Annotated in this window: 14 protein-coding genes; 5 read left to right on the forward strand and 9 right to left on the reverse strand. The window is 73.2% G+C overall.

Annotation, left to right across the window (positions count from 1 at the left end):
• Window positions 1–20: 20 nt before the first annotated feature.
• The gene (locus ACSURM_RS31575) at window positions 21–1565 is read right to left on the reverse strand and encodes a M1 family metallopeptidase (protein ID WP_436959168.1); all 1545 of its coding nucleotides are present in this window, start codon (window positions 1563–1565) and stop codon (window positions 21–23) included.
• A 205-nt stretch (window positions 1566–1770) separates the two neighbouring features.
• Here ACSURM_RS31575 and ACSURM_RS31580 point away from each other — a divergent pair, with 205 nt between their 5' ends.
• Window positions 1771–3381, forward strand: a complete 1611-nt coding sequence (locus ACSURM_RS31580; protein ID WP_436959169.1) for a peptide-N4-asparagine amidase — start codon at window positions 1771–1773, stop codon at window positions 3379–3381.
• Between the two features lie 104 nt (window positions 3382–3485).
• Here the strand turns inward: ACSURM_RS31580 and ACSURM_RS31585 are convergent, their stop codons facing one another.
• Window positions 3486–3935 carry a MarR family winged helix-turn-helix transcriptional regulator gene (locus ACSURM_RS31585; protein ID WP_387510176.1) on the reverse strand — a complete coding sequence of 150 codons (450 nt, stop codon included), beginning with the start codon at window positions 3933–3935 and terminating at the stop codon, window positions 3486–3488.
• Between the two features lie 113 nt (window positions 3936–4048).
• Between ACSURM_RS31585 and ACSURM_RS31590 the strand changes: the two genes are divergently transcribed.
• On the forward strand, window positions 4049–5851 hold the full coding sequence (locus ACSURM_RS31590; RefSeq protein WP_436959170.1) for an ABC transporter ATP-binding protein: 1803 nt from the start codon (window positions 4049–4051) through the stop codon (window positions 5849–5851).
• A 43-nt stretch (window positions 5852–5894) separates the two neighbouring features.
• Window positions 5895–6797: an endolytic transglycosylase MltG gene (gene mltG / locus ACSURM_RS31595; protein WP_436959171.1), complete on the forward strand. Its 903-nt coding sequence runs from the start codon at window positions 5895–5897 to the stop codon at window positions 6795–6797.
• An 11-nt stretch (window positions 6798–6808) separates the two neighbouring features.
• Here the strand turns inward: mltG and ACSURM_RS31600 are convergent, their stop codons facing one another.
• The 5 genes from ACSURM_RS31600 to ACSURM_RS31620 form a co-directional block, all read right to left on the reverse strand.
• A complete protein-coding gene (locus ACSURM_RS31600; protein WP_436959172.1) occupies window positions 6809–7885 on the reverse strand; it encodes an NAD(P)-binding domain-containing protein in 1077 nt (358 codons plus the stop codon).
• Between the two features lie 53 nt (window positions 7886–7938).
• Window positions 7939–8946 carry an ABC transporter substrate-binding protein gene (locus ACSURM_RS31605; protein ID WP_436959173.1) on the reverse strand — a complete coding sequence of 336 codons (1008 nt, stop codon included), beginning with the start codon at window positions 8944–8946 and terminating at the stop codon, window positions 7939–7941.
• A gap of 31 nt (window positions 8947–8977) precedes the next feature.
• Entirely contained in the window at window positions 8978–9715 is a 738-nt protein-coding gene (locus tag ACSURM_RS31610) for an ABC transporter ATP-binding protein (protein ID WP_436959174.1), read from the reverse strand.
• Window positions 9688–10578 carry an ABC transporter permease gene (locus tag ACSURM_RS31615; RefSeq protein ID WP_436959175.1) on the reverse strand — a complete coding sequence of 297 codons (891 nt, stop codon included), beginning with the start codon at window positions 10576–10578 and terminating at the stop codon, window positions 9688–9690. Before ACSURM_RS31615 ends, ACSURM_RS31610 begins: the two co-directional genes overlap by 28 nt.
• A 131-nt stretch (window positions 10579–10709) precedes the next feature.
• Entirely contained in the window at window positions 10710–10793 is an 84-nt protein-coding gene (locus tag ACSURM_RS31620; protein ID WP_350968097.1) for a putative leader peptide, read from the reverse strand.
• Between the two features lie 122 nt (window positions 10794–10915).
• Between ACSURM_RS31620 and ACSURM_RS31625 the strand changes: the two genes are divergently transcribed.
• Window positions 10916–11338 carry a secondary thiamine-phosphate synthase enzyme YjbQ gene (locus ACSURM_RS31625; RefSeq protein WP_289965876.1) on the forward strand — a complete coding sequence of 141 codons (423 nt, stop codon included), beginning with the start codon at window positions 10916–10918 and terminating at the stop codon, window positions 11336–11338.
• A gap of 69 nt (window positions 11339–11407) precedes the next feature.
• On the opposite strand, the gene ACSURM_RS31630 is transcribed toward ACSURM_RS31625, so the two are convergent.
• Entirely contained in the window at window positions 11408–11815 is a 408-nt protein-coding gene (locus ACSURM_RS31630; protein ID WP_436959176.1) for a DUF5997 family protein, read from the reverse strand.
• An 82-nt stretch (window positions 11816–11897) separates the two neighbouring features.
• Here ACSURM_RS31630 and ACSURM_RS31635 point away from each other — a divergent pair, with 82 nt between their 5' ends.
• Window positions 11898–12722 carry a LysR family substrate-binding domain-containing protein gene (locus ACSURM_RS31635; protein ID WP_436959177.1) on the forward strand — a complete coding sequence of 275 codons (825 nt, stop codon included), beginning with the start codon at window positions 11898–11900 and terminating at the stop codon, window positions 12720–12722.
• Window positions 12723–12782: 60 nt separating this feature from the next.
• Here the strand turns inward: ACSURM_RS31635 and ACSURM_RS31640 are convergent, their stop codons facing one another.
• Window positions 12783–14282, reverse strand: coding sequence for an MFS transporter (locus tag ACSURM_RS31640; RefSeq protein WP_436959178.1), 1500 nt, complete (start codon window positions 14280–14282; stop codon window positions 12783–12785).
• Window positions 14283–14340 lie beyond the last annotated feature (58 nt).

Raw genomic sequence — 14340 nt, forward strand, 5'->3', positions numbered from 1 at the left:
GCCGTCCGGTCGCCCGGCGCTCAGTCCTCGACCGGGTCCACCTGCCAGTCGGGGTGCCCCGGCATCGGCGGGGTGTGCGCGCCGTACAGCCACGGGTGCAGGAACGGGCCGAGGTCCTCGCCCGCGACCCGGGACGCGAGCGCGATGAAGTCCCGGGTGCCGGCCGCCCGGCCCCGGTAGGCGGTCACCCAGGCCCGCTCGATCCGGCCGAAGGTCTCCTCGCCGACCTTTTCCCGCAGCGCGAACAGCACCAGCGCCGAGCCGTCGTACCGCATCACCTTGAACAGCGTGGCGTCGGTGGGTTCGGCGGGCGCCCCCTCGTCGTGCCGCCACTGGTCGTGCCGCTCGTACGCCGACCGCATCACGGACTCCAGCTCGGCCCCGCCGTGCTCGTCGGAGTACAGCCGTTCGTAGTAACGGGCGTGACCCTCGCTCAGCCACAGGTCGGACCAGCGCCGGATGGCGACGCTGTCGCCCGTCCAATGGTGGGTCAGTTCGTGCACGAGGTCGCGTTCGGCGTCGACCCGGTCGCCCAGCAGGACGTCCCGGGGCACGACGGCGAGCGACTGGGTCTCCAGCGCCACCGGCAGGTCGGTGTCCCCGACCAGCACGCCGTAGCGGGGGAACGGGTAGGGGCCGAGCCGCTGTTCCAGCCAGGCCAGGTGGTCCGGGGTGAGCGAGCGGTACTCCTCGGTGTCCGCGACCAGGCCGTCCGGCACCACGTCCCGGACGGGCAGCCCGCGCGGCCCCTCGCCGTCGACGAACGTGAACTTCCCGATCGCGAGCTGGACCAGCTGTGCCGCGATCGGCTGTTCGGAGTCGTAGGTCCACCGGGTGCGGCCGTCGGGGTGCCGCTCGGTGCCGACGAGGCGGCCGTTGGCCACCGCGCTCACTCCGGGCGGGGTCGTCACGCGGAAGGTGATGGGCGCCCGCAGGCTCGGGTGGTCGTTGGCCGGGAAGATCATCCTGGCGCCGTCGGGCTGCGCGCAGACCACGGTCCCGTCGGGCGTGGGCACCCAGCCGTAGTCCTGGATGGCGTCGTCGCGGTGGCGTCCCTGCGTGGGGTCGGCGGTGTAGGTGACGCGGACGGTGAACGCGCGGCCGGGTGGGATCGGCTTCGCGGGGGTGACGACGAGTTCGTCACCGTGGCGCGCGGCGGCGGCCGGTGCCCCGTCGACGGTCACGCGGTGCAGCGTGTTGCCCGCGAAGTCCAGATCGAAGCGGGACAGGGCCTGGGTGGCGGTGGCGCTGATGGTGGCCCCGGCCTCGAAGGGCGTGCGGGGGGCCCGCCAGTCGAAGTCGAGCGTGTAACGGCGGACCGTGTAGCCGCCGTTGCCGGCCAGCGGCATGAGCGGGTCGCCGATGCCCGGCGCGCCGGGCGACGGTACCGGACCGGCGGCGGTGGCCGGTGCGCCGGGGGCGGGCCGCCGGTCCGGACCGGCGAACGGGGCGCTGACGGTGACGACGGCCGCTCCCGCGAGCCCGAGCGCGAGGGCGACGGCTCCGGCGAGCAGCGGGACGGCCCGGCGGTGCCGTCCCGACGGGTCGGTGACCGGCGCTTTCACTGCGGGCGCCCCTCGGCCGCGCGTCCGGCGGGAGGGCCGCCGGCCGTCGTGATCTCCATGCCCGCACTATGCCAGTACGATGCGCTTATATAACTGATTGTCACTTTTATGGGTGTCTGTGTGGCGTCCCGGACGGCCGTCCGTATCGCGCCGATCCTCCGAGGCGTCATTGCGGGGCGGGCCGTCCGCCCGTAGAACACGGGCCATGAGACGAAAGTTAGCCATGTCCATGCTCGCCGGAGCGACCCTCCTGGCGAGCGCGCTGTTCGGTACGGGTGCGCCGGCCGCCCGAGCGGTGGACGCACCCGCCGAGTTCGGCACCGACTGGCACGACCCGGTGACCGCGGCCCCGCCCGTCGGTCGGCCGCACACCCGCTCCTGCCAGGTCACCCTCGCCGACGCGCGGTTCCGCGACTTCACGCCCTATCGCGGCACCTACGCGCCCCCCGAGGGCTGCGGCGACCGCTGGAGCAAGGTCGTGCTCCGCCTCGACGGCAAGGTGAAGGGCCGTCAGTACGACCGGCTCGGCCATCTGCGGGTCGGCGGGGTGGAGATCCTGCGCACCTCCACCCCGGAGCCCTCGCCCGACGGCATCGAGTGGCACGTCGAGAAGGACGTCACCCGCTACAGCGAGACCTTCCGCGCCGCCCGGGACGTCGAGATGCTGATCGGCAACGTGGTGGACGACACCTACACCGGGGTCATCGACGTACACGTCACCCTGTCCTTCTACGCGGGGCGCCCCTCGGCCCCCGCGCCCGACCGGGTCCTCACCCTCGCCGACGCGCCCGCCGGTACGACCCTGACCACCCCGCGCAACAGCGAACGGATCGTCGCCGAGGTGTACGCGACCGGTTCGGGCGGCGGCTGCGAGGAGTTCTGGTACCTGACCGTCGCCGACCCGGCGCCGTACTCCTGCAAGGCCGACCGCGGGCCGTACCGGGAGGTGCGGATCAGCGTCGACGGGCGGCTCGCCGGCATCGCGGCGCCGTACCCGCACGTGTGGACGGGCGGCTGGTCCAACCCCTTCCTCTGGTACGTCGTCCCGGCCCCGCGCGCCTTCGACGTGCGGCCCGTCGAGTACGACCTCACGCCGTTCGCCGGTCTGCTCAACGACGGCCGCCCGCACCGCGTCGAGGTGTCCGTCGCCGGGGTGCCGGCGGGGCAGCCGGGCTGGAGCACACCGGTGAACGTCCTGGTCTGGCAGGACCCGCACCGGGCCCACGTCCCCGGCGCGCTCACCGAGGACACCGCCACCGACCTCGTCAACTCCTCGGTCCACACGCCCGGCCGGGAGCACCGGGTGGACACCGGGGCGGGACACCGGCTCACCGTCTCCGGCTACCTGGACACCTCTCACGGCCGGGTGACCACCACCGTCACCCGGACGCTCGCCCACACCTCCGTCCACCGCTGGACCGACGGCGAGACCACGGACGGACTCGACGCCTTCTGGAGTGACGACGAGTCGGTCGGGACCACCGGCCGGGGACCGGCGCGCACGACGCGCACGCACCGGACGTACACCATGGACGGCACCGTCACCCTGGGCCCGGACGACCGGCTGCGCACCGTGCTCACGGTCGGCGACCGGGCGTCGGCGGTGACGCGTGAGGGCGGCCGGCGCACCGCGTGGTCGCGGCTGGACGACACCTACCGCGGCGACGCGGCGTACACCCTGAACGTCCCGCGCGACCAGCGGCACGCGGTGGGCACGTCGGCCGAGCGCTACCGCCTCCTCGGCTCGGCGGGCTGCTACGACCGCTCGCTGACCACGGTCCAGGGCGTGCTGACCGAGGACCGCGACCGCTGCTGAGCCCGGCCGTCGACGCGCGAGTACCAGGGCCCCCGTCCCCGACGCAGGCCGCTCCGGCGGGGCGGATGCTCCTCGGGCGGGGGCTTCCGGAGGGGGAGAGCCGCTCAGCAGCGCGGCGCGGGCTCCCCGTCGATCAGCGTGTCCAGCAGCACGCCGAGCACCTGGCGCTCCTTCTCCGTCAGCGGCGCCAGTATCTCCTCGGCCGCCGAGCGGCGGGCGCCGCGCAGTTCCAGCAGGGCCGCGCGGCCCTCGTCGGTCAGCTCGATCCGGGTCACGCGCCGGTTCGCCGGGTCCGGCACCCGCCGGACCTTGCCGCCCGCCTCCAGCCCGTCGACCAGCGTCGTCACCGCGCGCGGCACGACCTCCAGCCGCTCGGCCAGGTCGGCCATGCGCGGCGGTGAGGGGTAGTGCGCGAGGGTGCGCAGCAGCCGGGACTGGGCGGGGGTGACGCCCAGGTCGCGCTGTTCCAGATGGCGTTTCTGGATGCGGTGCACCCGGCGGGTGAGCCGTAGCAACTGCTCGGCGAGCAGGCCGTCGGGATCGGGGGTGGTCATGCGGGAACAATATCAGGACGCCGTTCATTGTGAATATAGGTAACAATGAGCTACGATCAGTCATGTGTCGTCGGCCGTCCCGGGCCGCCCCCCGCCCACCTCCGTAGGAGCCCATGCATCCCGACCACGAATCCTCCTGGACCCCACCTGCCGACGCCGGCGAGCAGCCCCGGCAGGTGCGCCGCATCCTGCGGCTCTTCCGTCCCTATCGCGGGCGCCTCGCCGTCGTCGGGCTGCTGGTCGGCGCCTCCTCGCTGGTCTCGGTGGCCACGCCGTTCCTGCTGCGGGAGACGCTCGACGTCGCCATTCCCGAGGGTCGCACGGGCCTGCTGAGCCTGCTCGCGCTCGGCATGATCCTCAGCGCCGTCCTGGCCGGTGTCTTCGGCGTGCTCCAGACGCTGATCTCGACCACCGTCGGCCAGCGGGTCATGCACGATCTGCGCACGGCGGTCTACGGCCGGCTCCAGCGCATGTCGCTCGCCTTCTTCACCCGCACCCGCACCGGCGAGGTGCAGTCCCGCATCGCCAACGACATCGGCGGCATGCAGGCCACCGTCACCTCCACCGCCACCTCCCTGGTCTCCAACGTCACCAGCGTGGTCGCCACGGTCGTCGCCATGGTCGCCCTGGACTGGCGGCTGACGATCGTCTCGCTCGTCCTGCTGCCGGCGTTCGTCTGGATCAGCCGCCGCGTCGGCAACGAACGCAAGAAGATCACCACCCAGCGGCAGAAACAGATGGCCGCGATGGCGGCCACGGTCACCGAGTCGCTCTCGGTCAGCGGCATCCTGCTCGGCCGCACCATGGGCCGCTCCGACTCGCTGACCTCGTCCTTCGCCACCGAGTCCGAGCGCCTGGTCGACCTGGAGGTCAGGGCGAACATGGCCGGGCGCTGGCGCATGGCCGTGATCACGATCGTGATGGCCGCGATGCCCGCCGTCATCTACTGGACCGCCGGCCTCGCCCTCCGGTTCGGCGGGCCCGACGTCTCCCTCGGCACCATCGTCGCCTTCGTCTCCCTCCAGCAGGGCCTGTTCCGCCCGGCCGTGAGCCTGCTGGCGACCGGCGTCCAGATCCAGACCTCCCTGGCGTTGTTCCAGCGCATCTTCGAGTACCTGGACCTGCCGGTGGACATCACCGAGCGCGAGCGGCCGGTCCGCCTCGACTCGGTCAAGGGCGAAGTCCGCTTCGAGAACGTCGAGTTCCGCTACGACGACAAGGGCGGCCCCGTCCTCGACGGCATCGACATCACCGTGCCGGCCGGCGGCAGCCTCGCCGTCGTCGGCCCGACCGGTGCCGGGAAGTCCACGCTCGGCTATCTCGTGCCCCGCCTGTACGACGTCACCGGCGGCCGGGTCACCCTGGACGGGGTGGACGTCCGCGACCTCGACTTCGACACCCTCGCCCGCGCGGTCGGCGTCGTCTCCCAGGAGACGTACCTCTTCCACGCCTCGGTCGCCGACAACCTGCGCTTCGCCAAACCGGACGCCACCGACGAGGAGCTGCACGCGGCGGCCAGGGCCGCGCAGATCCACGACCACATCACCGCGCTGCCCGACGGCTACGACACGGTCGTGGGCGAACGCGGTCACCGCTTCTCCGGCGGCGAGAAGCAGCGTCTGGCCATAGCCCGCACCATCCTGCGCGACCCGCCGGTCCTCATCCTGGACGAGGCGACCAGCGCGCTCGACACCCGCACCGAAGCCGCCGTCCAGCGGGCCATCGACGCGCTCTCGGCCGACCGCACCACCCTCACCATCGCCCACCGGCTGTCCACCGTCCGCGACGCCGACCAGATCGTGGTGCTGGACTCCGGGCGCGTCGCCGAACGCGGCACGCACGAGGAACTCCTGGAGCGGGAGGGGCGGTACGCGGCCCTGGTGCGCCGCGATGCGCAACTGCGACCGACAGACTGAACATATGCCAGGTTTATGACGATATGCGTATTACCGTGCCCGCATGCAGACGAACACTCCGCCACGGAACACGATCCGACTGACACGCCGGGGACGACTCATCACCCTCGTGGCCGGCGCCGTCGCGGCCGGCACCGCCGTGGCGGTGCCGCTGCTGCTCCTCGCGGGCGACCGCGACGAGGCCAGGACCGCCACCCTGGTCATCCCGGAGGGCTGGCGCGCGAGCCAGGTGTACGACGCGGTCGACAAGGCGCTCCGGCTGCCCCCGGGCAGCACCCGCAAGTCGCTCGGCAAGGCGGCGCTGAAACTGCCCGGCGAGGCCGAGGGCAACCCGGAGGGCTACCTCTTCCCGGCGACGTATCCGATCCCGGAAGGAGCCACCCCCGAGTCGCTGCTGCGCACGATGGTCGACACCGCCAACGACAAATACGGCCTAGCGCCGGTCACGGCGGGGGCCCAGCGCAACGCGCTGAACCTCCACCAGGCCGTCACCGTCGCCAGCATCGTCCAGGCCGAGGCCGCCACCAAGGCGGACATGGGCAAGATCGCCCGGGTCATCCTCAACCGGCTGGCCCGCGGCATGCCGCTGCAGATGGACTCGACCGTCAGCTACGCGCTCGAACACGACCCCGCCCCCGCCGGCCAGGACGGCGGGCAGGTGCAGAGCCCGTACAACTCCTACCAGCGCATGGGCCTGCCCCCGACCCCGATCGACAACCCCGGCGCGGACGCGATGCGCGCGGCCCTCAACCCCACGCCGGGCGACTGGCTGTACTTCGTCACGGTCCGGCCCGGGGACACCCGCTTCACCGCCGACTACGACGAGCACCTGCGGAACGTGGCCGAGTTCCGCGCCGTCCACCAGAGCGCGGCACCGGCCCAGCCGGACGGCGGCGTGCCCTGGTCCTCGTCCTCCGCGGTCCCCGCGCCGTCTTCGGGCGGCTGAGCGGCGGGACGTCAGGCGGCGAGGGGCTCCCCGGCGAGCAGCCGCCGGATGTCGCGGACGGCCGCGCGCCCGGCCCGGTTGGCCCCGATGGTGCTGGCGGAGGGGCCGTAGCCCAGGAGATGGACCCGTGGATCGGCGACCGCGCGGGTGCCCTCCAGCCGGATGCCGCCGCCCGGCTCGCGCAGCTTGAGTGGCGTGAGATGGTCGAGCGCGGCGCGGAAACCGGTCGCCCACAGGATCACGTCGGCCACCGCCTTGCTGCCGTCCCGCCACTCCACACCGTCCGGGACGACCCGGTCGAACATCGGCCGCCGGTCCAGGATCCCGTCCGCCAGACCCTGCCGGATCGCGTCGTTCAGGGGCAGTCCGGTGACCGAGACCACACTGCGCGGCGGCAGCCCCTGGCGCACCCGCTCCTCCACCAGCGCGACGGCCGCGCGGCCCGCGTCCTCGTCGAACGGCCCCTCGCGGAAGACCGGGGGCCGCCGGGTGACCCAGGTGGTGGCGGCGGCGTACGGGGCGAGCTCCAGCAGATGCTGGGTGCCCGAGGCGCCACCGCCGACCACCACGACCCGCCGGCCGGCGAACTCCTCGGGGCCGGCGTACCGCGCGGTGTGCAACTGCCGCCCCCGGAAGGTCTCCTGGCCGGGATAGCGCGGCCAGAACGGCCGGTCCCAGGTGCCGGTCGCGTTGATCAGCGCCCGCGTCGCCCAGGTCCCGTCCGGCGTCTGGACGAGCAGCCGCCCCCCGGTGCCCTCGCGCACCGCGCGGACGTCGACGGGACGCCGTACCCGCAGGCCGAAGGCGCGCTCGTAGCGGTCGAAGTACTCCCGGACCACCTCGGACGAGGGGCGCGCCGGGTCGGCGTCCGTCAGCTCCATGCCGGGCAGCGCGTGCATCCCGTGCACCTTGCCGAACGTCAGCGAGGGCCACCGGAACTGCCAGGCGCCGCCCGGCCCGGGGGAGTGGTCGAGGACCACGAAGTCGCGGTCCGGCTCGAAACCGGTCCGCCGCAGGTGATAGGCGGCGGACAGACCTGCCTGGCCCGCGCCGATGACAACGGCCTCGACCTCGCGTACTGCGTTCACGCCTGTCCCCAACACGAACCGGCCGGTCAATCTTCCCGGCGGTCCCGCACCCCTCAGTCCTTCGCCGGGGTCGTCGACGGCGGCAGGCCGCCGTTGTACCGCCGGTCCACGAAGCGGGCGAAGTCGACCTTGTGCGGGATGAGCCGCAGCTCGGTGAAGGCGTCCGCGATCCGCTGCTCGGAGGCGATCAGCGGATCGTCGACGGCGACCGCCACGCGGGTGGAGTTCGTGCGCCGCACGGAGGCCAGAGCCACCTCGTACGGCAGACCGGTGTCTTTGGCCCACACCCTGGCCCACTCCTCCTGGTGGCCGTACACCCAGTCCGTGGCCCGCCGCAGCCGCGCCAGATAGTCCTTGACGGCGGCGGCCTTCCCCGGGTCCTTCAGCGCGGCGGGCGAGGCGACCTGGAAGGTGAGGCCGTTGGTGACGTCGTCGCCGGTCGTGAGCACCCGGCCCCGCCCGGCCTGGAGGACCTGGGAGGTGTACGGGTCCCAGACCGCCCACGCGTCGACCTTGCCGGAGGTGAACGCGGCGAGCGCGTCGGCCGGCTGGAGGTACTTCACCTCGACGTCGGACAGGCTCAGCCCCGCCGCCTCGAGCGAGGCGACCAGCTGATAGTGGGCGGACGAGCCCTGGGCGACGGCGACGGACCTGCCCTTCAGCTGCCGGGTCCCGGTCAGCTTCGAGCCGTTCGGCACGAGGATGGTGTCGCCCTTGGAGGTGCCGTGCCAGGCCGCCACGACGGTGACCTTCGAGCCGGCGCCGGCCGCGAAGACGGGCGGGGTGTTGCCGACGCCGCCGATGTCGACGGCCCGGGCGTTGACGGCCTCCAGCAGCGGCGGGCCGGAGGTGAAGGTCGACCACTTGATCTTGTAGCGCAGGTTCTCCAGCTCTCCGGCGGCGCGCAGGATGGCCTCCGAACCGCCCTTCTGGTCACCGACGTCGAGCGTGACCGGGCCCGTTCCGTCGGTGTCGGTGCTCGCGGACGAGCTGCCGCCGCAGGCGGTGAGCAGGAGGGCGAGGGGCAGCAGCAGCGCGGCGGGGAGGAGTCGTCGTCGCATGACGGTTCCGTTCGGTGCGAGGGGGCGGGGATCAGGCGGTTTCGGCGGTGGTGTCGACGCCGAGCAGTCCGAGCAGCCGGGCGCGCAGCTCGGCGAACCGGGGATCGGTGATCTCACGCGGCCGGTCGAGGTCGATGACCTGCTCGTGGGCGATCCGGCCGTGGTCCATGACCAGCACGCGGTCGGCGAGCAGCACCGCCTCCTCGACGTCGTGCGTGACCAGCAGCACCGCGCAGCCCCGGCGCTGCCAGACCTCCCCGACCAGGCGCTGGGCCCGGATCCGGGTGAGCGCGTCGAGCGCGCCGAACGGCTCGTCCAGCAGCAGCAGATCGGGTTCGCGCACCAGGGCGCGGGCGAGGGAGGCGCGCTGGGCCTCGCCGCCGGAGAGCGTCTTGGGCCAGGCGCCGACGCGGTGGCCGAGGCCGACCTCGTCCAACACCCGCTCTGCCACCGCGCGTTCGGGCCTGCCGGGCAGCCCGAGCAGAACGTTGCGCCACACCTTCTTCCAGGGCATGAGCCGGGGCGCCTGGAAGGCGACGGCCCGGCGGCGCGGGACCAGCGCGGTGCCCTCGATGTCCCGGTCCAGGCCCGCGAGGATGCGCAGCAGGGTCGACTTGCCGCAGCCGCTGCGGCCGAGCAGGGCCACGAACTCGCCGGGCGCGATGTCGAGTCGCAGGCCGTCGATGACCGCGCGGCCGTCGAAGGAGCGGGACAGCCCCTCGACGTGGACCGCGGGCCCGGTCACCGTCCGGTGAACGTCGGTCGCCATTGCAGCAGCAGCCTTTCGAGGGAGCGGACGATGAAGTCGGCGAGCAGACCGAGGAAGGCGTAGACGATCAGGCAGACCACGATCACGTCGGTCCGCAGGAAGTCCCGCGCCTGCACCATCAGGAAGCCGATGCCGGCGTCGGCGTTGACCTGCTCGGCGAAGACGAGCGCGAGCCAGGCGATGCCGAGCGAGTAACGCAGTCCGGTCAGCGCCCCGGGCAGCGCGCCCGGCAGTACCACGTGCCGTACCAGGCCCCACCGAGTAAGCCCCAACGACTCACCGGCCTCGATGAGTTGGGTGTCGACACCGCGGATTCCCGCGTACACGTTGAGGTAGAGCGGGAAGGTGACACCGAGGGTGATGATCGCGGTCTTCGGGGCCTCGCCGATGCCGAACCAGATGATGAACAGCGGGATGAGGCCGACGAACGGCACCGTCCGCAGCATCTGCACCGGTGCGTCCACCAGGTCCTCGCCGATCCGGAACAGCCCCGCCAACAGGGCGAGTCCGGTGCCGGTCACCGTGCCGAACAGCAGGCCGAGCGCGACGCGCCGGAGCGAGGTCGCCATGGCCGACGGCAGTGAACCATCGCTCACCAGGTCCCAGCCGACATGCGCGATCCGGCCCGGCGAGGCGAGCACGTCCGGGGTCAGGACCCCGGCGGCGCTGAGGAGTTGCCACAGGGCCAGCAGCAGGAGCGGGCCGGTGGTGCGGCGCAGCCAGCGGGGGACCCGGGCGCGGCGGGTGGAGGCGGGGACGACGGGCTGGAGACCGGGGAACGCGTCCCCGTCGGGGTGCCCTGCACCGGAGATACCGGAAATGTCGGTCGATGGAGGGTTGGGTGGGGCGTGGCTGATGCTCATGAACGCTCCAGGGGGGAGGGAAGGCTCCGCGCCGCACCCCCGTGCTCAGGTCGATGAGCGGTCAAGGCGTGCGTACGGGCAGGCGCGGGCGGCCCGGAGTCCGGGCGGAGGAAGCGGGGGAGAGAAGGGCGTCAGCGGCCGGTGCGACACGCGGCGGAGGCCACCCGCAGCAGGTCGATGTGACCGCGCGTGGTGAGCAGGGCTGAACGCGACATGCCGCCGAACCTAGCCAGGTGGACGTGCACAGGTCAACGGCGTCTCGTGTTATGGACCGGCCGTATCAGAAATCGGTGGTGCCGGAGCGTGTGAAAACCGGCGCATGGGTCAGGATGGGGGCATGTCCGATGCCTTCACCACGCGCCTGCTGCACGTCTCCACCGGCACCCGGGAACGTGTCGTCGATCTGACCGCCGACTGCGAGGAGTTCCTGCGGGAGGCGGCGGCCGGCCGGGACGGCCTGCTCAACATCTTCGTCCCGCACGCCACCGCCGGGATCGCCGTGATCGAGACGGGCGCCGGCAGCGACGACGACCTCCTCGCGGCCCTGCACACCCTGCTGCCCGCCGACGACCGCTGGCAGCACCGGCACGGCAGCCCCGGCCATGGACGCGATCACGTCCTGCCCGCCCTCGTACCGCCGCACGCCACCCTCCCGGTGGTCGGCGGACGCCTGGAACTCGGCACCTGGCAGTCGGTGTGCCTGGTGGACACCAACAAGGACAACCCCGACCGCCGGGTACGGCTGAGCTTCCTGGGCTGAGACCCCGGGGGCGGCCGGGCTTCCCGGGGCGGCACGGAACGGCCCCGCCAAGAGGCGGGGCCGGACGGGTCAGCGGTGCTCGGGGGCGTCCTCCTGGTCCGCCTTCTCCTTCTTCGCGTTCTTCAGCCGCGCGGCCTCCTTGCGGACCTCGGCCTGGGTGGCGCGCTCCTTCTCCAGCCACTCGGGCCGCTCCTGCTTGAGCGCCTCGATCTGCTCGGTGGTCAGCGCCTCGGTGACCCCGCCCCGGGCCAGGCCCGCGATGGACACGCCCAGCTTCGCGGCCACCACCGGGCGCGGGTGGGGACCGTTGAGCCGCAGCTCGCGCAGCCACTCCGGCGGATTGGCCTGGAGCTCGTTCAGCTCGGCGCGGGAGACCACACCCTCCTGGAAGGAGGCGGGGGTGGCGGGGAGGTACACACCCAGCTTCTTCGCCGCGGTCGCGGGCTTCATCGTCTGGGTGCTCTGCTGCGACTTCATGAGGTCAAGGGTATCGGCCGTGTGCGCGGGCGCCGACCACGGCGGGAACCGGGCGGGCGCCGACGGCCGGTAGTCTGGCCTGGTGACAGGCTCGGAGGAATCACCGTCGTTCCGGCTCGCGTACGTTCCCGGGGTGACGCCCGCCAAGTGGGTGAGGATCTGGAACGAGCGGCTGCCCGGCATCCCGCTCACCCTCGTCCAGGTCCCGGCCGCCGAGGCGCCCGGGGTGCTGCGCGCGGGGGAGGCGGACGCGGGCTTCGTCCGGCTGCCGGTCGACCGCACGTACTTCAGCGCGATCCCGCTGTACACCGAGACCACGGTGGTCGTGGTCCCCAAGGACCACCTGATCACGGCGGCGGAGGAGGTGACCCTGGCCGACCTCGCCGACGAGGTGCTCCTCCACCCCCTGGACGACGTCTTCGACTGGGCCGCCCCGCCGGGCGAACCCGCCTTCGAGCGCCCCGCCACGACGCCGGACGCCATCGAGCTGGTGGCGGCGAACGTCGGCCTCCTGGTCGTACCGCAGTCGCTGGCCCGCCTGTACCACCGCCGGGACCTCACCTACCGCCCGGTCGTCGACGCGCCGCAGTCGGGTGTCGCCCTGTCCTGGCCCGAGGAGGCCACCACCGACCTGGTGGAGGACTTCATCGGCATCGTCCGCGGCCGTACGGTCAACAGCACCCGGGGCCGTACGACGGAACGACCCGCGGCCGACGCCCGGCCGGGGCGCTCCGACCGGGGCGGCACCCAGCAGAACGGCAAGCAGGCATCGAAGTCCGCGGGAAAGCCGGCGGCGAAGTCGTCGGCCAAGTCCTCCGGGAAGCCCGTGGGCCGCACGGCGGGCGCCCGCACCGGCGGAAGGCCGGCCAAACCGGCCAAGCGGGGCAAGCCGCGCCGCAGGTCCTGAGCCCGGCCTGCCGGAGGCGGCACGGAGGTGCGCCCGGCGTCGCCGGTGGCCGCCTCCTCCTCACGTACCCGGCCGTACGCCCTCCACGGCACCGCCGTCCCCCCGGCCCGGTCCGGCCGGCTCCGCGGCCTTCTCCGGCTCGGGCCGTACATGGCGTTCCCGCAGGTCGGCGACCGCCAGTAGGAGGGCCACCAGGATGATGCCCACGGCGGAGAGCAGCCCCAGCTGCATCGCCGTGTCGGTGCGGCCGTGGTTGGCGAGGTGGGCGAAGTACACCGAACCCACCACCGCGATCCCGGCCGCCGAGCCGACGCGCTGGCCCGTCTGGAGGACGCCGCCGGCCGCGCCCGCCCGCTGCACGGGGACCCGGGTGAGCGTGAGGGTGGTGTTCGGGGAGACCGTCAGGCCGGACCCGATGCCCCCGACGAGCAGCGGCAGCGCCGACGCCCAGCCCAGATTCGGCCCGGGGACGAGGGCCACCGCCGCCATCACGCCGAGCAGCCCGAGGGCCACACCGCCCAGCCCGATGACGACCAGTTTGCGGCCGAACCGCACCACCAGCCGCCCGCCGGCGGCGGCCCCGACCGCGGAGGCCGCCGCGAACGGCAGGACCGTCAGCCCCGACGCCAGCGCGCTGTAGCCCACGCCGTTCTGGAGGTACAGGGCGTAGAGGAAGAAGACCGTGGTGAAGCCCGCGAAATAGCAGAGGCTGATCAGGGCGCCCAGCGTGAACGAACGCAGGGAAAACAGGCCCAGGTCCACCAGCGGGGCGCGCCCGAGCAGCCCCTGCCGGCGCTCCCAGACCCAGAACGCGCCCAGCAGCACCAGCGCCACCGGCAGCAGCGCCCACTTCTCCCGTCCGGTCCACTGCTGCTCCTGCACCAGGGGCAGCATCAGCGCGAGCACGCCCGCGCCGAGGAGCAGCACCCCGAACAGGTCGAACACCTCGCGCTTGCCCGCCGCCGGGTAGCGGGGCAGCAGCCGCAGTCCCACGACGAAGGCGGCCACCCCGATCGGCAGATTGACGAAGAACACCCAGCGCCAGCCGTCGTCGGTGCCGGCGGCGTCGATCAGCAGCCCGCCCACCAGCGGGCCCGCCGCCGTCGACACCCCGATGACCGTGCCGAGCACGCCGAAGGCCTTGGCCCGCTCGGCGCCCTGGAACATCTGCTGGATCAGCCCCGAGGTCTGCGGCGCGACCATGCCCGCCGCCGTGCCCTGGATCAGCCGGAACACCACCAGCCAGCCGGAGCCGGAGGCGAGCCCGCACGCCAGCGAGGCCACCGTGAAGAGGGCGAGGCCGACCAGGAAGACCTCACGCCGGCCGCGCATGTCGCCCAGCCGGCCGGCCGGCACCAGCGCCAGCCCGAAGGTGAGGGCGTACCCGGAGACCACCCAGGACTGGACCGCCTCGGAGGCCCCCAGCCCGTGTTCCAGGGAGGGCAGCGCCACGTTCACGATCGAGGTGTCGAGGAGCGAGATGAATCCCGCCGCCAGACAGACCCCGAGCGCCTTCCACCGCCGCTCGTCGGGGGCGGGCCGTGCCTGGACTGTGCTCATGGGGTCACGCTATGCAGCCAAGGTCGACCGCGCACGTCCAGAGGGCCCGTCCGTAGCG

The organism is Streptomyces sp. SudanB182_2057 (assembly GCF_964272715.1).
GTDB lineage: Bacteria > Actinomycetota > Actinomycetes > Streptomycetales > Streptomycetaceae > Streptomyces > Streptomyces rubradiris.